This is a genomic window from Nitratireductor alexandrii, from assembly GCF_004000215.1.
Taxonomy (GTDB): Bacteria; Pseudomonadota; Alphaproteobacteria; order Rhizobiales; family Rhizobiaceae; genus Mangrovimarina; species Mangrovimarina alexandrii.
This window is the reverse complement of record NZ_RBVY01000005.1, coordinates 193,153-212,154: the sequence shown is the minus strand read 5'-3', so window position 1 is coordinate 212,154 and position 19,002 is coordinate 193,153. Positions and strand designations below refer to the sequence as shown.

The 19,002-nt window shown below is 65.5% G+C and carries 20 protein-coding genes; 6 read left to right on the top strand and 14 right to left on the bottom strand.

The window, feature by feature from the left end; all coding sequences use genetic code 11:
• Positions 1 to 30: 30 nt before the first annotated feature.
• From EP380_RS13215 to EP380_RS13195, 5 genes are all read left to right on the top strand, one after another.
• A complete protein-coding gene (locus EP380_RS13215) occupies positions 31 to 780 on the top strand; it encodes a F0F1 ATP synthase subunit A (RefSeq protein WP_127598948.1) in 750 nt (249 codons plus the stop codon).
• Between the two features lie 139 nt (positions 781 to 919).
• The gene (locus tag EP380_RS13210; RefSeq protein ID WP_127598947.1) at positions 920 to 1,978 is read left to right on the top strand and encodes a hypothetical protein; all 1,059 of its coding nucleotides are present in this window, start codon (positions 920 to 922) and stop codon (positions 1,976 to 1,978) included.
• A 167-nt stretch (positions 1,979 to 2,145) separates the two neighbouring features.
• Positions 2,146 to 4,707 (top strand): GcvT family protein, encoded by a 2,562-nt coding sequence (locus EP380_RS13205; RefSeq protein WP_127598946.1) that lies wholly within the window; start codon positions 2,146 to 2,148, stop codon positions 4,705 to 4,707.
• A 125-nt stretch (positions 4,708 to 4,832) separates the two neighbouring features.
• Positions 4,833 to 5,657: a DUF1194 domain-containing protein gene (locus tag EP380_RS13200; RefSeq protein ID WP_127598945.1), complete on the top strand. Its 825-nt coding sequence runs from the start codon at positions 4,833 to 4,835 to the stop codon at positions 5,655 to 5,657.
• On the top strand, positions 5,657 to 6,568 hold the full coding sequence (locus EP380_RS13195) for a DUF1194 domain-containing protein (protein ID WP_238719856.1): 912 nt from the start codon (positions 5,657 to 5,659) through the stop codon (positions 6,566 to 6,568). The genes EP380_RS13200 and EP380_RS13195 overlap by 1 nt, the downstream gene beginning before the upstream one ends.
• Positions 6,569 to 6,661: 93 nt before the next feature.
• Here EP380_RS13195 and EP380_RS13190 read toward each other — a convergent pair whose 3' ends face one another.
• The 5 genes from EP380_RS13190 to EP380_RS23575 form a co-directional block, all read right to left on the bottom strand.
• Complete coding sequence (locus EP380_RS13190) at positions 6,662 to 7,672, bottom strand: GlxA family transcriptional regulator (RefSeq protein WP_106571838.1); 1,011 nt, start codon at positions 7,670 to 7,672, stop codon at positions 6,662 to 6,664.
• A gap of 252 nt (positions 7,673 to 7,924) precedes the next feature.
• Positions 7,925 to 8,065 carry a hypothetical protein gene (locus EP380_RS23580; protein ID WP_164749847.1) on the bottom strand — a complete coding sequence of 47 codons (141 nt, stop codon included), beginning with the start codon at positions 8,063 to 8,065 and terminating at the stop codon, positions 7,925 to 7,927.
• Positions 8,066 to 8,282: 217 nt separating this feature from the next.
• Complete coding sequence (locus EP380_RS23880; RefSeq protein WP_275069004.1) at positions 8,283 to 8,417, bottom strand: hypothetical protein; 135 nt, start codon at positions 8,415 to 8,417, stop codon at positions 8,283 to 8,285.
• Between the two features lie 80 nt (positions 8,418 to 8,497).
• Complete coding sequence (locus EP380_RS13185; protein WP_127598944.1) at positions 8,498 to 8,686, bottom strand: hypothetical protein; 189 nt, start codon at positions 8,684 to 8,686, stop codon at positions 8,498 to 8,500.
• Between the two features lie 64 nt (positions 8,687 to 8,750).
• Positions 8,751 to 8,906 (bottom strand): hypothetical protein, encoded by a 156-nt coding sequence (locus EP380_RS23575; protein ID WP_158264361.1) that lies wholly within the window; start codon positions 8,904 to 8,906, stop codon positions 8,751 to 8,753.
• A 118-nt stretch (positions 8,907 to 9,024) separates the two neighbouring features.
• On the opposite strand from EP380_RS23575, the gene EP380_RS13180 reads away from it, so the two are divergent.
• Entirely contained in the window at positions 9,025 to 9,924 is a 900-nt protein-coding gene (locus EP380_RS13180; protein ID WP_106571658.1) for a LysR substrate-binding domain-containing protein, read from the top strand.
• Here EP380_RS13180 and EP380_RS13175 read toward each other — a convergent pair.
• The 9 genes from EP380_RS13175 to EP380_RS13135 all read right to left on the bottom strand — a co-directional run bounded on the left by EP380_RS13175 (position 9,902) and on the right by EP380_RS13135 (position 18,971).
• Entirely contained in the window at positions 9,902 to 10,846 is a 945-nt protein-coding gene (locus tag EP380_RS13175) for an alpha/beta hydrolase (RefSeq protein WP_127598943.1), read from the bottom strand. The genes EP380_RS13180 and EP380_RS13175 overlap by 23 nt on opposite strands.
• A gap of 82 nt (positions 10,847 to 10,928) precedes the next feature.
• A complete protein-coding gene (locus tag EP380_RS13170; RefSeq protein WP_164749846.1) occupies positions 10,929 to 12,998 on the bottom strand; it encodes an ASKHA domain-containing protein in 2,070 nt (689 codons plus the stop codon).
• A 169-nt stretch (positions 12,999 to 13,167) separates the two neighbouring features.
• On the bottom strand, positions 13,168 to 14,136 hold the full coding sequence (locus EP380_RS13165; RefSeq protein ID WP_106571661.1) for a methyltetrahydrofolate cobalamin methyltransferase: 969 nt from the start codon (positions 14,134 to 14,136) through the stop codon (positions 13,168 to 13,170).
• Between the two features lie 61 nt (positions 14,137 to 14,197).
• A complete protein-coding gene (locus EP380_RS13160) occupies positions 14,198 to 15,301 on the bottom strand; it encodes a methylenetetrahydrofolate reductase (RefSeq protein WP_106571662.1) in 1,104 nt (367 codons plus the stop codon).
• Positions 15,298 to 15,885: a methylenetetrahydrofolate reductase C-terminal domain-containing protein gene (locus EP380_RS13155; RefSeq protein WP_106571663.1), complete on the bottom strand. Its 588-nt coding sequence runs from the start codon at positions 15,883 to 15,885 to the stop codon at positions 15,298 to 15,300. Before EP380_RS13155 ends, EP380_RS13160 begins: the two co-directional genes overlap by 4 nt.
• Positions 15,878 to 16,180, bottom strand: coding sequence for a virulence factor (locus EP380_RS13150; protein WP_106571664.1), 303 nt, complete (start codon positions 16,178 to 16,180; stop codon positions 15,878 to 15,880). Before EP380_RS13150 ends, EP380_RS13155 begins: the two co-directional genes overlap by 8 nt.
• Positions 16,181 to 16,345: 165 nt before the next feature.
• Positions 16,346 to 17,011: an exopolysaccharide biosynthesis protein gene (locus EP380_RS13145; RefSeq protein WP_127598941.1), complete on the bottom strand. Its 666-nt coding sequence runs from the start codon at positions 17,009 to 17,011 to the stop codon at positions 16,346 to 16,348.
• Between the two features lie 440 nt (positions 17,012 to 17,451).
• Positions 17,452 to 18,081, bottom strand: a complete 630-nt coding sequence (locus EP380_RS13140) for a DUF1638 domain-containing protein (RefSeq protein WP_106571666.1) — start codon at positions 18,079 to 18,081, stop codon at positions 17,452 to 17,454.
• A 191-nt stretch (positions 18,082 to 18,272) separates the two neighbouring features.
• Positions 18,273 to 18,971 (bottom strand): corrinoid protein, encoded by a 699-nt coding sequence (locus EP380_RS13135; protein ID WP_106571839.1) that lies wholly within the window; start codon positions 18,969 to 18,971, stop codon positions 18,273 to 18,275.
• Positions 18,972 to 19,002: the final 31 nt, after the last annotated feature.

The following is a 19,002-nucleotide window of genomic DNA, read 5'->3' as shown; positions in this document are numbered from 1 at the left end:
GGACGGCCCGCAGCTCTCAAGGAGGGTCCCGTGGCTGGTCCCATCGAGCAATTCGACATCGGCCCGATCGTCAGCTTCGGCGCGATCGGCGGTTATGAGATAGCCTTCACCAATTCCGCCGCCTACATGATCCTGGCGGCCGTCCTGGCCGGCGGCTTCGTGCTGCTTGGCACGCGCAAGCGGGGCATGGTGCCCGATCGCTGGCAATCCTCCGTCGAGCTGGTCCACGACTTCGTTTCCAAGACGCTCCGCGACAATGCGGGCGAAGAGGGCATGCGGTTCTTTCCGCTGGTGTTTTGCCTGTTCCTGTTCATTCTGACGGCCAATCTCGTCGGCATGGTTCCTTACGCCTTTACCGTGACCAGCCATATCGTGGTGACGTTTGCGCTGGCGATGCTGGTGTTTGCAACCGTGACCGTCTACGGCCTGTGGCGCCACGGGTTCGGCTTTTTCCGCCTGTTCCTGCCTTCCGGCGTTCCCTTGGCCCTGGCGCCGATCGTGGTGCCGATCGAAATCATCTCCTATGTTTCGCGTCCCGTCAGCCACGCGGTGCGGCTGTTCGCGGTGATGCTGGCCGGCCATATCACATTGAAGGTGTTTGCCGGCTTCGTGGTCGGTCTTGCCGGGTTGGGCACGGTCGGCGCGGTGGCGGCGCTGTTGCCGCTGCTGATGACGGTGGCGTTGACCGCCCTGGAACTGCTGATGTCGGTGATCCAGGCTTATGTCTTCACGATGCTGACCTGCATGTATCTCAACGACGCGCTGCACCCCGGTCACTAGCGAGGTGGTGCCGGTTCCTGAGACAGCGCCGGCCTGTACCAGCACATCTGTTAAAGCGGGCCCTTTCCTTGCGCGCCGGCGCGGTTAATCTGCGCCGTGGCAGATAACGATGCGCAGATGGGGAGTGGGGAAATTGACTTTGAATGCGGGTGTTGTGCGGCTTTGCGTGGCGATCTTGATGGCGATGTCGCTTTCGGTCGGGCATGCCGCCTCGAAGACGGACAAGCTCGTCGCGCAGTTCAAGCAATATATGCGCGACAAGGATTACGAGTCGGCCGAGCTTCTCGTAAAAGCCGGCGTGATGGCCGATCCGCAGGTGATCGAGACCTTCAAGGCGAGCTGTTTTTTCGCCGAGCTTCTGGTGCGCAACAGCGAGCTGGCCGTCGATGTGGAGGAAGCGCGCAGGATCGCCGGAATTCTCGGCCGGATCGAACCTCTGTCGATGGTGAGAACGCACGATTCGGGCTGTACCGGCGCGGCCGAGGTTATTTTGAGCGGACTGTTCCAATCCTCGCGCGCGACCGTGGACGGCGACAACGGGTTCGTGCGCTTCCTGACCGAGGCGGGCTTCGATTTCGACCCGCCGCCGGTCCTGGCGAGCGCGCTGCTTTACGAACTGGTACGCCTGGCGCCGAATGATCTGGGAAGCGATATCGAACGGATTTTGCTCGACATCGCCGAGGAACGCGGGATCAAGGTGACGCCCGGCAATGCCGGCAGCCTCGGCAATCTGGTGATCGCCGCTCTCAACAGGATGGTGGAAAACCGCCAGGCGACGGTCGATTATTTCTTCGGCGAGACACCGCTCGGACGCTATGCCGAAAGCGGCATCAAAAACGAACGCGGGGAAATCCTGTTCGATTCCTTTGCCAATTTCGTCGGCGGATTGGGAGCCGCCGAGCATGCTTATCAAAGTGCGCGGGTTCAGGATGCGCGGGTGTTCACGATCCCGGCAGGCTATTATTGCGCCAACGCGGGCAAATATTACCCGAACCGGTTGGAGGACGGGAGCTGGGATCCGCTGGTTTTTGTGCTTGGCCTCTACAATCCGGCCAATGCCGAGCTGGCGGTGGAAAGCTGCCAGGCGTTGCTGGGGCAGCTTGTTGCGGACCATCCCAACCTCGAAGACGCCGTCAAGAGCCTGGCGGCCGAGGGTAAGCTGGAAGAAATGCAATGGGTGCTCCAGCAGGCGCGCTGAGCAAGCTTCGGCCGGCGAGGCGGTGCCGGGCGCGCGCATGACGCAGGCGTTCCCGCGCCGGCGGAATGCGGCGTCGCGGGCCGTTTGGCTTGTGTCGCAAACAGGCTGCAATCGCGCCCGTACGGCGACTTATAGTCCGCCTCCGAAGCTTCCGGAGGCGTGGGCAGATGACAGAATTTCCGCAACGGGCCAAGGTCGTGATCGTCGGACTGGGCGGCATTGTCGGTGCCTCGGTCGCCCATCATCTGATCGAGCGCGGATGGGACGACATCGTCGGCATCGACATGTCCGGCATCCCCACCGACATCGGCTCGACGGCGCATGCGTCGGATTTCTGCTATGCGACCAGCCACGATTTCCTGTCGTGCTGGACCACGCTCTACTCGATCGATTTCTACGATCGGATGGGCCATTACGCCCGCGTCGGCGGGCTTGAGGTCGCGCGCACCGGCGACGACGCGCGCATGGACGAGATCCGGCGTAAGGTCGCCTCGGCCAAGGCTTTCGGCACACGCGCCCATCTGGTCGACCCCGCGGAGATCAAGCGGAAATTCCCGTTGATCGAGGAGGAGATGGTACAGGGCGGCCTTTGGGATCCCGACGCCGGTCTCGTCATCCCGCGCTCGCAGACGGTGGCCGGCAAGCTGGTCGACCAGGGGGTGGCGGCCGGCAAGCTCAAGGCGTTCGCCAACACGCCGGCAACCGGGCTCGTGGTCGAGGACGGCCGCATCCGGGGCGTGGAAACCGCGCGCGGCACCATCCTGGCCGACCATGTGGTGGTGTGCGCGGGGTTGTGGGGGCGGCTGGTGGCGGAGATGGTGGGCGAGGACCTGCCGGTGATGCCGATCGACCATCCGCTGACCTTCTTCGGCCCGTATCGGGAGTTCGCCGGTACCGGCAAGGAGATCGGCTGGCCGCTGATGCGCGACCAGGGCAATTCGGCCTATATGCGCGATACCGGCGACCCGACGAGCTCGGAAGGCGGCATGATCGAGTGGGGCTATTACGAAGAAAAGACGCCGCGCCTGTGCCATCCGCGCGAGCTTCAGTCGAAGGAACAGGCGCGGCTGTCGCCCTCGCAGCGCGATCTCGATATCGAGCAGATCATGGAGCCGCTCGAGCGCGCGATCGAACTGACGCCGATCCTGGGCGAACTCGGTTACGAGGAAAAGCGCTCCTTCAACGGCCTGTTGCAGGTCACCAGCGACGGCGGCCCCTCGATCGGCGAGAGCCAGAAGGCGAGGGGGCTGTGGTACGCCGTCGCCATCTGGGTGAAGGACGGGCCGGGCATGGGCAAGCTGATTGCCGACTGGATGACGGACGGGCGCACCCATATCGACTATCACGCCATCGATTACGCGCGGTTTTATCCGCACCAGATGGAAGAAGGCTTTATTGTCGAGCGCTGCACCGAGACAGCGATGAAGGTCTATAATCCGGCCGTGCATCCGCGCGAGCCGTTTTCCAAGGCGCGCAATCTACGCCGGTCGCCGTTCCACGTGCGCGAGGTCGAACTCGGCGGCCATTTCATGGAGCTGGGCGGCTGGGAACGCGCGCACGGTTACGCCGCCAACGCACATCTTGTGGAAAAATACGCCGACCGCGTGCCGGTGCGCGAAAACGAATGGGACAATCGCCATTTCTGGCGCGTCTCCAACGCCGAACATCTGGAAATGAGCGAGAATTGCGGCATCGTGAACCTGTCGCATTTCGCCATTTACGATGTCGAGGGGCCGGACCATGTCGCGCTGATGGAGTGGCTGTGCGCGGCCAGGATCGGCGGCGACGCCAATGTCGGCAAGGGCATCTACACCCATTTCCTCGACGAGGAAGGCATGGTGCGCGCCGATTTGACGGTGATCCGCATGGCCGACCGGTGCCGGGTGGTGGACGGGGCCGATGCCGGGCCGCGCGACTTCCACTATATGCGGCGGACGGCGCAGGAGCGCGGGCTCGACGTCACCATCACCGACGTGACGGAACGCTACGTCACGATCGGCATCTGGGGACCGAACGCGCGCGTTACGCTGCAAAAGGCGGTCGAGGATCCCGACGCGCTCAGCCCGCAGAATTTTCCCTTCGCCGCCATTCGGTCGGTGCGGATCGCCGGCAAGGACGTCACCGCGTTCCGGCTCTCTTATGTCGGCGAGCAGGGCTGGGAACTGCATATGGCCTACGAGGACGGGCTCGCGGTCTGGGACGCGCTCAGGGTGACCGGGGTGATGGCGTTCGGCGTGGAAACCTATGCCAATTCGCGGCGCATGGAAAAAAGCCTGCGGCTGCAGAATGCCGATCTCCTGACCGAGTACAATCTCTACGAGGCCGACCTTGCCCGCCCGAAGGTCAAGGAGGCCGATTTCTGCGGCAAGGCGAAACATCTCGACTATCGCGCCCGCGACCATCAGCCGGCGATGCTGTGCACGCTGGTTATGACCGACAATGTCGATCCGACCGGCGTCGCGCGCTATCCGGTCGGCATCATGCCGGTGATCGATCCCGAGACCGGCGAGACGCTGGTCGACGCGCTCGGACGGCGCTCCTTCACGACCTCGGTCGCCTACGGCCCGACGATCGGCAAGAACATCGCGCTTGCCTATCTGCCGTGGGCCTATTGCCAGGAGGGACGACGGCTGGCGGTGGAGTATTTTGGCGAAACCTACCCGGTCGAGGTCGCCGCCGTCGGCTACAAGCCGCTCTACGACCCGGAAAACCTCAAGCCGCGCAGTTAGGGCATCCGTTTCGGTCAAGGCAGGGCAGGCGCCCGGCCGGCGCGGTCGCGCAAAAGTGAAAGCCCGGCCCCGCTATCGCCGGGCCGCTCGCTTTCCTGTCGCCGCGATTGCCCTATCATGGCGACATGTCGGTTGTCTGGACCCCGTTGGCCGGACTGGTGTTGGCGGCGCTGGTGCTTGGCGCGCCGGGGAAGGGCGCGTTCGCCGGCCAAGACGTTGCGGTCGTCGATGTCGAGCTGGTGCTGGCCGTCGACGTGTCGAGCTCGATGACGGCCGACGAACTCGCGCTGCAACGGCAAGGCTATATCGCCGCGCTACGCTCGCCGGAGGTGGTGCGGGCGATCGAAAACGGTCGGTACGGTCGCGTGGCGCTGACCTATGTGGAGTGGGGCGCATCGAATTCGCGCCGTGTCGTGGTGCCGTGGACCCTGGTCGACGGTGCCGCCCGGGCCGAGCATGTCGCGACGCTGCTGGAGCAGGCGCCGGTGCGCAATCTGTTCCAAACCTCGATATCCGGCGCGATCCGCCATTCCATGCGCGCCTTCGCCACGAGCGGCTTTCGCGGCCTGCGCCGCATCATCGACATTTCCGGCGACGGCCCCAACAATCAGGGCGGCATGGTCGCGGCATGGCGCGACATCGCGGTCGAAAACGGCATCACCATCAACGGCTTGCCGATCATTCTCGAAGGCCGCGCCTTCGGCGACGAGACGATCGCGCTTTTGGAAGACTATTATTCGCACTGCGTCATCGGCGGGCCACGCGCGTTTTTGTTGCCGGTGCGCAGTTGGGACCATTTCGCCGAAGCGGTGCGCTGGAAGCTGGTGCTTGAATTGTCGCATTTCGCCGTTGCGGTTCAAACGGTCGCCGGCCGGACCGGCATGGCCGACGCGGCCGGCGTGGATTGCCTGATCGGCGAGAAGATCTGGAGCGGGATGGAGCAGGATTGATGGTCTGGACGAGGCGCAGATCGCAGCGGGCCGCCATGCCGGCGCTGGGCGTGGTGCTGGCATTGATCGGGGCGGCCGCCTTCGCCCTGGCCGGTCCGGTGGGCGCCTGGGCGGGCAGCGGCGGCGAGGGCGACGAGGTGGTCGATGTCGAACTGGTGCTGGCCGTCGACGTGTCGCTGTCGATGTCGCCGAGCGAACTCGATATCCAGCGCGAGGGCTATGTGGCCGCGCTCGTGCACGAGCAGGTCTTGGCCGCGATCCGCAGCGGCCTGCACGGCAAGATCGCGGTGACCTATTTCGAATGGGCCGGCGAGACCAGCCAGCGTCTCGTCGTGCCGTGGACACGCATCGCCTCGCGGGCGGACGCGGAAGCCTTCGTGGCGCTGTTGACGGCGACGCCGGCCAGGAGCGCGCGCCGCACCTCGATCTCCAGCGGGTTGCTCTTTGCCGAAAGCCTGTTTGAAAACAATGGTTTCAGGGGAATGAAACGAGTTATCGACGTGTCGGGCGACGGTCCCAACAATCAGGGGCCGCCGGTCGATGAAGCCCGCGACGGGCTGGTGGCGCGCGGCATCGTCGTCAACGGATTGCCGCTGATGACCAATAGCGGCATGACCACCCGCTTCGACCTGCCCGATCTCGATCGCTATTACGCGCATTGTGTGATCGGCGGGCCGGGGTCGTTCGTCATCCCGGTGACCGAATGGTCGCATTTTCCCGAAACGATCCGACGCAAGCTGGTGCTGGAACTGGCCGGCCGGCCGCCGAACCGGACGCGGCCGTCTTCCGATCGCGACGCGCGGGTGGTCACGGTCGCCGTGCGCCCGGCGCAGGCGCCGGCCGGCGGCTATGATTGCCTGATCGGCGAAAAAATGTGGCAGGATCGGCAAAGGTTCTGGAACGAGAACTGACGCCGCCGGGCGTCATGGCGCCCGTGCCAATTGCCGCCCGGGGAGCGACCTGCCGCAGTCAAATCGCGTCCGGCCTTGCCGCCGCGTGCGGGGTCAGGCGGCAAGCAGGCTCTTGCGGTCGTTGCGCTCCTGCTGCGGCGAGCGGGCGTAAAGTTCGCGATAGCATTTGGAGAAATGCGAGGCCGACACGAAACCGCAGGCCACCGCCACCTCGACCACCGGCATGGAGGACTGGATCAGCAGGTGACGGGCCCGGTCGAGGCGGATTTCGAGATAATAGCGCGCCGGCGAACGGCCCATCTCCTGGCGGAACAGCCGCTCGATCTGGCGTCGCGACAGGTCGACGCCGTCGGCGATCTCGACCAGCGACAGCGGCTCGGACAGATTGGCTTCCATCAGTTCGATGATCGACAGAACCTTGGCGTTCTGCACGCCGAGTCGCGCGCGCAGCGGCAGGCGCTGGCGGTCGGTGGGGCTGCGCACCCGGTCGGTCAGCACCTGCTCGCAGATGCGGTTGACGAGCCCGTCATCGAAATCGTCGCCGACCAGCTTGAGCATCATGTCGAGCGCGGCCGTGCCGCCGGCGCAGGTATGCAGGTTCTGGTCGATTTCGAACAGGTCGGCGATCACGTTAGCCTTGGGGAAACGCTCGGAGAAACCGGGCAGATTTTCCCAGTGAATGGCGCAGCGGCGGTTGGACAGCAGTCCCGCGGCCGCCAGGATATAGGCGCCGGTGCACAGGCCGCCGATCGCCACGCCGCGATTGGCTTCCTCGCGCAACCAGGCGAAGGTCGACTTGTTGGTGTAGTTCTCGACATTGACGCCGCTGCACACGACGACCATGGACGGCCGCTCCGGGCCCGACATCTTGCGCCGCTCGTCGTCGAGCGAGGTGTCGACGGCGCATTCGATCTGACACGAGGCCTTGACCGGCCTGCCGTCCACGCTGGCCAGGCGCCAGCGATAGGCCTCGTAGCCGAGCATGCGGTTGGCCGCGCGCAACGGCTCGACCGCCGTCGCGAAGGCGAGCATCGTGAAATCGGGGACCAGGAAGAAGACGATGGACCTTTTGACGGTGCCCCTGATGCTCACATCGGCCCCCATGACAATCCTGTGTTCCATCGGCGCGGCTGCGTCGCCGTCATCAAACTGTCGTCTCGAAATGTAGGGCCTGTCAACGGCTTCGAACGGCTCGACCATGAATATTTTGGTGGCCTCGATTCCATCCCGACCCAAAGCGGCCGATGCGCCGCCGCCGCCTGTCCGTGTTTTACGAAAAACGCCCGTCCGGAAATTGCCGGAGCGGGCGTGTTTTCGATCATGGTACGGGCGGCTGCGCCCGCAGGAATTTCGGCGTCAGTTGACGATGTAACCGAGGCGCGACGCAGCCAGGGCGCCGGTCTGGCCGGGCATGGTCTTGCTCAGACGCTGGCGTTCGAAAACGGTGGTGAGGTTGCCGTTGCGGTGACCGGCGAACATGCGGGCGAAAAGCTTCATGACAGTTCTCCATACATTAGAGGTCGTACGGGTTTGCCTTCGCGCATTGGAGTGGGGCACCTCGCTATGGCCGACATATAGGTATGGCCAGTCCGGCCCGCTACTGAAAATGCGAAGCGGACCATGCGAAATGCGACATCGGTCCATGGAAAAGCTGTTTTCGAAAATATAATGAAAACAATCTGTTAAAAGTATAGGCCGCCGCCATGCGCGTTTATCATGCGTGCCATGTCGTTTTTGCGCGGCTTGTGCCCTTCGCCGGGCGCCGGCGCGGGTCGCGCCCGGTGCGGGCGTGGTCCCAGATGGCGTCGAATTCGGCGAGGAAATCGCGCAGAACGGTCAGGGCACGCATCGTCTTGTCCTTGAAGAAACCGGGCGGAGGGGGCGGCCGGTGCCCGGTCGGCGAAGCCGGCCGCCATTTTGGCGCCAATCTCACGAGCGCGGCAATTGCAAGAACCGCGGATCCTGGCGATTTTGGGCGGGATGCCCTCCGAGGTCGGGCCAGCCGATATCCTTCTGGATCTCGGGCGGCAGGGCGGCAACGATGCGCTCGTTGCGGTTCAACCTGCGCATTTGCATATAGGCGTGGACCATACGGCCGACGGTGCCGAACATGGACATGTCGATCTCCTTTTTTGAAACGGGTCGGGTCGATCGGGCGATCGCTCGCGCCGGGGTCGGGGCGTCAAGAACGCCGCCGCGCCAGGCGATGCGTAAACCGGTGATGCCAGCGAATCGGCTGCGGCGACGCCGCGCCGGGGCGCCGATCGGTCGTGTCGGTGTAGGCGCGGGCGATGGACAGACCTTCGACCAAATGCACGAATGCGGTTTGCGGCAACATTGTTCGTCTCCTTCGTTCCGGCGGCTCCTGCCGGTTTCGAACTTGACTATGGGAACGTTTTTCGCTTCACTCAAACGAAATGAAGTGAGGCATTGGTTCAATAAAACTGAAAGATGTCATGACCGCTCCCCTCAATCATCCCCTTCCGCTGCTCGAGCTGGACGTGCTGCGCACCTTCGTGGCGATCGCCGAGACGGGCAGCTTCACGATGGCGGCAAGCGCGGTATTCCGCACGCCATCGGCCGTGTCCATGCAGATCAAGAAGCTCGAGGAGACGCTCGGCCGCGCGGTCTTCACGCGGGATGCGCGCTCGGTGACCCTGACCAATGATGGCGAGTTGCTGCTCGGCTATGCGCGCCGGCTTCTGGCGATCAATCGCGAGGCGGTTTCCAAATTCATCGTCCCCGACATTACCGGCGTGGTACGTCTCGGCTCGCCGGACGACTATGGCGAGCGGGTGCTGCCTGCGGTGCTGCGGCGGTTTGCCGAAACCCATCCGGCGATCGCCGTCGACGTCACGATCGACCAGAGCGTGAATCTGAAACGGCGCATGGCCGAGCGCCAGCTCGACATCATCATCATCACCTGTTGCGCGAAGACGGCGCCGGAAGAGGCGGAAATTCTTCTGACCGAGCCGGTGGTATGGGGCGGTGCGCGCGGCGGTTCGGCGCATCTGCGCGAGCCGCTGCCGGTGTCGCTGTGGGAGGAAGGTTGCATCTGGCGGGCCAATGCGCTCGACGCGCTCAGCACGCAGGGCCGCAATTACCGCGTTGCCTATATGAGCGCGCATACGGCCGGCCAACGCGCCGCGATCCTGGCCGACCTTGCCGTGGCGCCTCTGCCCCGGTCCTTCATCGGGGGCGACCTGGTGGCGCTCGGCCCCAAGGACGGCATGCCCGAGCTCAACGCCTACAATCTCGCCATGATGATCGCGCCGGAGGCGAGCGCGCCGGTGCGCGCGGCCGCCGACCATATTCGCGCGACCTTCGAGGCGTTCAAGACGACGGGGCGGTTTTGACCAGCGCCGGTTCCGCCTGGTGCGCCGCAAGCTGGTTGGACAGGAAGGCGACCATGCGATCGCGGGCCCGGCGCGCTTCCGGCATGTCGATCAGCGGCCAGACATGGAACATCTTTTCGCCGGTGACGAGGTCGATGTCGACGCCGGCGCGACGGGCCTTGTCGACGAAAACCCGCGTGTCGGGATAAAGCAGGTCGCGCGTGCCGGAAAAGACGAGACTTGGCGGCAGGACCGACAGATCGCCGTAAAGCGGGCTGATGCGCCAGTCGGCAAAGTCGAGGCCGGCCGCATAAAGGCGTACCGCCTCCAGCCCGCCTGCGATGTCGAGCCAGGGATCGTGCCGGGCGGCCGCCTCGACCTGCGGATTGGTCATGGTCATGTCGAGGCCGGGCGAAATCAGAAGATGCGCGGCGGGCAGGGGCAGGCCCTCCCGCGCGGCCATCATGGTCAGCACCAGCGCCATGTTGCCGCCGGCCGAATCGCCGGCAAACAGGATCGTGCGCGCCGGAACTTGCTGCAGCATTTGCCGATAGAGGCTCATTGCCATGCCGAACATGGCGTGAATGTCGTGCTCGGGGGCGAGCGGATAGATCGGCACGGTGATCCGGATCGCGAGCCGCTCGGCCAGTTCGGCGATCAGGTTCCAGTGAAACGGCGTGATCTCGAAACAATAGGCGCCGCCGTGGAAATAGACCAGCCGGCCTTCGCCGCGCGGTGCTGGCGGGGCGACCTCGTAGACGGGAAAGCCGTCGACCTGTCGCGTCTCGATCGCAAGCCTCTGGCGGATCGCCTGGGGCGGGCGGTGATCCTCCGTTTCGCGTGCGGCGGCGATGCGCTTGTGCAGCGCCGCGGCCGAGCGGAACGATTTCTTGCGGGTATGTTTGAGAACCAGCGCGACGAGGCGGCTTTTCAGGCTGGGCATATTGTTCTCCGCTCATATGTGCGGAAGTGAATGACGCCTGGGCGTCGCCGTCAAGCGCGGCGGCGATCGCTATAGAGGGCGCTCAGCCGCGCACACGGCGCGCGGCGCGCTCCTCGCGCGAACGCCGGCGCGGCGTAACCTGGCCGGGCTCGGCGTCGGAGGCGGGCTCCGCTTTCGGCGGCAGCGCGACCTGCGCGGCGAGTTTGGGGAAGGGGTCGACCTTGTTGGGCAGGGCCATGGCATGGATGAAGTGGTTCTGGAACCGCGGCTCGAGTGCGGTTTCGATCTTTTCGATGCGCCGCACCACCTCCTCGATCTCGCGGCGATAGTCGCGGTTGAGCAGCGCCATCAGCGCGCCGGTGCCGGCGGCGTTGCCGACCGCCTTGACCTCGGAAAGCTCGCAATCGGGGATCAGGCCAAGCACCATCGCGTATTTGGGGTCGATGAAGGAGCCGAAGGCGCCGGCGAAGCGGATCGTGTCGACATGGTCGATGCCGAGCTTTTCCATCAACAGGCGGATGCCGGCGTAGAGAGCGGCCTTGGCGAGCTGGACGGCGCGCACGTCGGTCTGGGTGATGAGAATGCGCTGCTTGCCCTCGTGCAGCACGTAGGACCAGGTTCGCCCGTCAGCGACGATGCGCGGGCTCTTTGCCGCCAGAGCGCCGTTGATGACGCCGTCCTCGGACATGATGCCGGCAAGATACATTTCGGCCACCACCTCGATGATGGCGGAGCCGCAGATCCCGGTGATGCCGAGCCGGGCTGCGTCGGCCTCGAAACCCGCGTCGTCGGACCACAGATCCGAGCCGATAATGGTGAAACGCGGCTCCAGCGTATCCTTGTCGATGCGCACGCGCTCGATGGCGCCGGGGGCGGCGCGCTGCCCGGAGGTGATTTCGGCCCCTTCGAAGGCGGGACCGGTCGGGGAGGAGGCGGCGACCACCCTCTGGCTGTTGCCGAGAACGATCTCGGCATTGGTTCCGACATCCACCATCAGCATCATGCGGTCCTGATGGTGCGGCTGTTCGGACAAGACGGCGCCGGCCGCGTCCGCCCCGACATGGCCTGCGATACACGGCAGCACGTAGACGCGCGCGCCGAAATTGATCGCCAGGCCGAGCTCGCTGCCCCAGCTGTGGACGGCGCCCGACACGGCGAGCGCGAACGGGGCCTGGCCCAGTTCGGTCGGGTCGATGCCCAAGAACAGATGGTGCATGATCGGATTGCCGACGAACACCGCATCGAGAATGTCGTCCTGGTCGACGCCGCCCTCCCGGCAGACCTTCTCGATCAACGCGTTGACGGCGCCGCGCACCGCCTTGGTCATGGCCACGCGCCCGTCCGGGTTCATCATCACGTAGGAGACCCGGCTCATCAGGTCCTCGCCGAAGCGGATCTGCGGGTTCGACGTGCCCGAGGAGGCGGCGATGCGGCCCGACAGGAGCGACACCAGATGCATGGCGATGGTGGTCGAGCCGATGTCGCAGGCGATGCCGTAGGCCTCGTTGTGAAGACCGGGCCACAGCGCGATGATGGTGGGACGCGAGGACTCCAGGTCCTGGTGGATGGCGGCCGTCACGCCCCAATTGCCCTTGCGCAGGGTCGCCTGCACGGTCGGAATGATATGCTGGGAGACCAAGAGGTCCTCCCAGCCCCAGTCGCGCTCCAGCACCGCCTTCAAGCGGTCGAGATCGCCGAGCGGCTTGTGCATGTCCGGTTCGTCGACCTCGACGTAGCAAAGCTGCACCGCCGGGTTTCGCTCGATGGTGCGCTCGATCGGCGACTTGCGCACCACCTGGGCGTTGATGACCGTATCCTGGGGCACGTCGACGACCAGGTCGCCCTCGATGGTGGCCGAGCATGACAGGCGGCGGCCGTCGGCCAGGCCGCGTTTTTCCGCGTAGCGGCGCTCCTTGCCGCCCATGGCGGATATGTTGTCGAGCGAGGAGACGATCTTGTGCTTGGCGAACTGACCTTCCTGCACCTCGATCTGGCAGCGGCCGCAGGTGGCGCGACCGCCGCACACGCTCTCGACATAGACGCCGAGCTCGCGTGCGGCGTCGAGGATCGGCGTGCCCTTGGGGAACCGCCCGCGCTTGCCGGACGGCATGAACAGCACCAGCGGATCCGTGAGGTTTGGCGGCGGGTTCATGAGCATCGATCCGTGTTCAAGGCGCGACTCGGGATCACCGGTTCACACCGTATGCCATGCCCGCCGCCGCGCTCCGACAGCGCGATCATTTCCGTCGGGCCGAAGGCGAAGCCTGCGTGACGTTGCGCATGCGATATTGCGGGGTGTGCGGTCATGCGACTGCGCCTTCCTATCCCCGCGCACCCATGCGCGCCTCGCGCCCGCCGCGGCGCCGGCCGCCCGAAGCGGCGCCTTCGCCGCCGCCGGCCGGTGCGGCGGCCGCGTTGCCGCCCTCGGCGGGTTTGTAGTCCTTGTAGGTCCTGATCCAGGTGGCGCAGTCCCTGTCGGTGCCGGCCAGCACGTTGGCGCCGCGCACGGCCTCCATCTCCTGCGGCCGGCAGGGGTTCATGATCGCCGAGGTCATGCCGGCGCCGATCACCATGGGGATGAAGGCGGCGTTGATGCCGTGACGATGCGGCAGGCCGAAGGAGATGTTGGACAGGCCGCAGGTGGTGTTGACCTTCAGTTCCTCGCGCAGCCGGCGCAGCAAGGCGAAAACCTGCCGGCCGGCGTCGCCGAGCGCCCCGATCGGCATGACCAGCGGGTCGACGACGACGTCCTCGGCCTTGATGCCGTGATCCATGGCGCGCTCGACGATTTTCTTGGCGACGGCGAAACGCACGTCGGGATCCATGGAAATGCCGGTTTCGTCATTGGAGATCGCCACCACCGGCACGTCGTATTTCTTGACCAGCGGCAGGATCGCCTCGAGCTTTTCCTCCTCGCCGGTAACGGAATTGACCAGCGGCCGGCCCTTGGCGACCTGGAGCGCGGCCTCGATCGCGGCGGTCACGGAACTGTCGATCGACAGCGGCACGTCGACGAGATCCTGGACGATCTCAAGGGTCTGGACCAGCAGCGCCGGCTCGGTGGCGTTGGGGTCGACGGCGGTGACGCCGGCATTGACGTCGAGCATGGTCGCGCCGGCGGCGACCTGGGCGCGGGCGTCGCTGCGCACCGTGTCGAAATTGCCCTCGACCATCTCGGCCGCCAGTTTCTTGCGTCCGGTCGGATTGATGCGCTCGCCGATAACGCAGAACGGCTGGTCGAAGCCGATGACGATTTCCTTGCGTGCCGAAGCGACGATGGTGCGGGTCATGCTTGTCTCCGGGGGTACGGCCGGGGCCGTGCCGATTGGGTTGCTGGTTGAGTCGGCGCCATCAGTTGGCAGCCTCTTTCACGATTTGTTGCGGGGTTTCGCCGCCTTCGTCATGCAGGAGATGCTCAAGCCGCTCGGCCACAATCACATCGTCGGCGCGGGCTTCGCGCTTCCACGGCTTGCGGCTCTTGAGAACGCCCGATTCGTGCACGATTTCGGCCACGAACTCTTCCTGCCGGTACGCCATGACGTGGATCCCGGACACGCCCTTGATCTCCTTGACCTCGTTGATGATGTCGATGCACAGCCGCTTGCCTTCCGCCTTCTGGTCGGCGGCGCCTTCCAGACGCGCGATGATGTGATCGGGAATGTGCACGCCCGGTACGTTGGCGCGCATCCAGCGCGCAGTGCGCGCGGACGCCAGCGGGCCGACGCCGCACAGCACGAACACCTCGTCGAGAAGGCCGAGATCGCCGACCTTTTGCATGTAGTCGCGAAACATCGGGACGTCGTAGCAATATTGGCTCTGCACGAACTGGGCGCCGGCGGCGACCTTCTTGGCGAGCCGGTGCGCGCGAAAATCGTGCGGTGGGGCGAAGGGGTTGATTGCCGCGCCCAAAAACATGGCCGGCGGCGCGGTCAGCTTGCGACCGGAGAGGAATTTCGCCTTGTCGCGCATGATGCGCACGGTCTCCAAGAGCGACATGCAGTCGAGGTCGAAGACCGGCTTGGCGCCCGGCTGGTCGCCGGCCTGCACCCCGTCGCCGGTCAGGCACAGAACGTTGCACACCCCCATTGCGGCCGCACCCAGCACATCGCCCTGGATGGCGATGCGGTTCCGGTCCCGGCACGAAATCTGCAAGATGGTCGTGTAACCCATACGGGTCAAAAGCGCGCAGATGCCGACCGAGGACATATGGCAGTTGGCGCCGGACGCATCGACGGCATTGATGCCGTCGACCCAGCCGTCGAAAATCGCCGCGCGCTCGTAGACCTCGTACGGGTTGGCGCTGTCGGGCGGGTTGAGCTCGGCGGTAACGGCGAATTCGCCGCGCCTGAGGACGCGTTCGAGCCGGCCGAGCGAGGAATGGCCGGGCAGCGGGTCGAGCGGCAGGTCGATGCCGGCCGGATTCTCGTCGGGTTGGACGGGGCGGTGCGTGCTCATGCCGCTTCTCCCGCGCGGTCCCGCGCGCGCTCGGCAGCGGTTTCGGCGGTGACCCGCAGCCAGGCCGAGGTTTCGCGCAGGGACTGGTCGACGGGTTTCTGGACGGTCAGGATGGCATCGCCGCCGGCCATGGCGCGCGAGCCTTCCCACGCCTTGACCCACACGCAGGGCATGTCGGGCTCGACCTCGCAATGGCCGTTGGCGCGCACGCCGCCGCAGGGGCCGTTGCGCAATTGCTTGGGGCAGTTCATCGGGCACGACATGCCGGTCGACGACAGCACGCACTGGCCGCACATGCGGCAGTCGAACAACAGGCCCTTGACCCGCTTCTCGACGAACTTCACCGGCGCTTCCGCGCGGGCGTAGCCGACCGCTTTCCAGAACGGGTGCAGCAGCAGGAAGGCGCCGGCGAAAACATCGTAGAGCCGCTCGAGAAAGCGGGCATGGCGCACCGACCACAGCCGCATGGAATAGCGCCGCTGCACCCGGCGCTGCGGCGACACATCGGCGGGACGATAGTCCTTGCGGGCGGCGGCCTTGCGGATGCGGGTGGCGAGCGTGACCTTTGCCGTGTGTTCAGCCATCGGCGCGCCCTCCCTGCTTGGCGAGCGCGACGAGGCGCGGCTTGTCGTAATCGGCCTCGAGGGCGGCGGCTGCCTTGTCGGCCTCGGCCTCCAGATCGTCGCCGACGCTGACGGGGTCGGCCTTGCGCCATTCGGCGAGATAGGCGTCGGTGTCGGCCGCGCCCGAGCGCATGGCGGCCATGTCGATGGCTTCGGTGAAGCGGGTCGGCAATTCTCGCTTGGCATTGGCCCGGCCCTTCCGGACAATCACCTGAGCCGGAATATCCCGCCAGTAAACGACGATCAGGTCAGCCATCGGCCCGACTCCGCAATGGTACTGGCGGAGCATTGCCGCAACGCTTCGGGCGCCGCTTGTTATGAGACGACGCCTGGCCATTCAAATGCGACGTCGCTGCAGGGCGGGGGCGTGGTCGGGGCGGTGCGGGCCCGGCGCTCCGTGCCAGGCGCCGGGGCGGCTAACTCACCACCAGCCCGCCGACCCGGCCTGGGCGAAGACCAGGTGCAAAACGGCGCCGGCCGAGGCGATGACCAGCGCGATCACGATCAAAGAGGCGATGCCGACAATGACGGCGATCGCGAACAGAATGCCGTCGCGCTCCGACATGGCCAGCCCGACGAGCGCGGTGGCGAAGGCGGGCAGCCAGTTGCCGAGCGGCACCGGCAACACGACGGCGATCGCCAGGATCAGCGCGATCACGCCGATCACGCGGTCGCCCCGACGGCGCCAGAACGGCCAGTAACGCGGCCGGATCAGGGTCTCGAGTCGCACCATGCGCGGTATCAGTCGCTCCGACAGGGCCCGAAACTGCGCCTGGCTCAGCGATTTGCGCATCAAAAAACGCGGCAGCCAGGCGGTGCTGCTGCCGGCCACCATCTGCGCCGACACGATGATCAGCGGCGCGCCCAGGAACACCGAGGCGCCAGGCGGCAGCGGCAGCAGGTTGAAGGCGGCGAAGAAAACCAGCAGGGCGGCAAAGGAACGGTCGCCGAGCGCGTCGCGTATCTGGCCGATGGTGACGGGGCCGTCGGCTTCCGCCGCGAGCCGGGCAAAGACCTCCGACAGCCGGCGCGGGCGTCTGCGGCGCACGGGCCGCGGTTCCACCGCCATGTCGCTAAAGGTGTCCATGTTCCGTTTTTGTCCGTGTCGCCTTCACCGTCGTCCCAGTCCAGGCCTCGCCGGCCAGTATAGGCCGCGAGCGGTTAACCCATTGTGACGCTGCCGCAAATCGCGGCCGTGCAAACCAGTCAACAGCCTGTCCTTAACGGCTCGATCCGAAAAAGTCGCGTCGCGCGCCGTGGCGCGGGAAAATCCCCCGCAGCTCGCCGCCGTGCCGCAAACCGCGACCGACGCCGGCGCGCCTGCCCCAACACCCGTTGCGGGCGGGTGGACGGCCACCGACACAAACGCAAGACGCCGGCTGCGACCGATCGGATAGATGTGGAATCCGGCGCTTTCGAGACCAGCGCGATCGTGTCGCGCCGCTTGAGCGGGTGGTCCGTTGGTCGGGGGTATGATCTCGCGCGCCAGGCCGGCGCGGTTTCGGCCGGGCGTTTTCCGGTCCGGCGCTAACCTGCCGGGCTGTAGGCGGTGGCGAGCGCCTGGGGCAGTTCGCCATAGCCGGTCGCGCGGCGTTCATAGGCCAGACCGAGCATCTGCGCGGCCCGTTCGGCGACCCGGTCGAGAGCGGGATCGTCGGTCTGGGCGAGATAGACCACCTTTTCGTAATTGCCGAAAAAGTCCTTGATCAGCTCGGGGTGACGGTCGAGGCCGAGCGGCTTGAGGAAGAAGGTCTCGAAATGGCGGCACAGAAAGTCCGTCATGTAAAAGGCCATCATGTCGTCTTCGGCAACCGTGTCGAACGCGGCGAGTCCCTGATAAAGGGCGAAGCAGTGCGGCCCGGCCAGCCGCTCGACGCCGTGCTTTGCGCAAATCTTGTCCAAAAGCCCGCCGGTGCCGCAATCGGCATACCCGACGAAAATGTCCTGATAGCCGTCGGCCCTGGCTTTTTCGATCGCCTTGTCCATCGCGGCGGGAATGCGGTCGGGATAATAATGGAGTTCGGCCGGCAGGCAGGTGAGGTCGAGATGGTCGAGGCCGAGCTGTTGTTTGACCGCGAGGATTTCGCGGGCGATCATGCCGCACCCGATCACCAGCATCCTGTGCGCGTGCGGGGAAGGGGGATGCGGGTATGTCATGTTACGATCCCGTTGCGGTTCGTTCCACCTTCTCGAAAGGCAGTGCCATGGCCAAATTGATCGCCTCGCTTACCGTTGTGCTGACGCTTGCCGGTGGCCTGACGGTTTCCGGCTGCGCTTCGCCCGACCAGTATGCCGACGGCGGCGGCGACTGAGCCCGGCCGGGCGCCAGGTGGGCGCAGGGCGGGCGATCAGGCCGACGCGCGGATATTGTGCTTGCGCTTGATCATGTCCTTGGCCGTTTCGACCGTCACCGCGGCGTCGCGGCAATAGGCGTCGGCGCCGACCGCCTTGCCGAAATCCTCGTTCAAAGGCGCGCCGCCCACCAACACGATGAAATCGTCGCGGATGCCCTTTTCCTTCATCGCGTCGATAACGACCTTCATATAGGGCATGGTCGTGGTCAAAAGCGCCGACATGCCGAGAATGTCGGGCTTTTCGGTTTCCAGCGCCTCGAGATATTTTTCCACCGGATTGTTGATGCCGAGATCGACCACGTCGAAGCCGGCGCCCTCCATCATCATGCCGACGAGGTTCTTGCCGATGTCGTGGATGTCGCCCTTGACGGTGCCGATCACCATCTTGCCCTGTTTGGGGGCGCCGGTGGCGGCCAGTAGCGGGCGCAGGATCGCCATGCCCGCCTTCATCGCGTTGGCCGAAAGCAGGACCTCCGGCACGAACAGGATCCCGTCGCGGAAATCCTCGCCGACGATGCGCATACCCTCCACGAGCGCCTCGGTGAGCACCTTGTAGGGCAGCCAGCCGCGATCGAGGAGGATGCGGGTTCCTTCCTCGATTTCCTCCTTCAACCCGTCATAAAGATCGTCGTGCATCTGCTGCACGAGTTCTTCGTCGTCGAGTTCGGAGAGGATGATTTCATCATCGGACATCGGCGCCTCCCAAGCATGCGAACCGGTCATC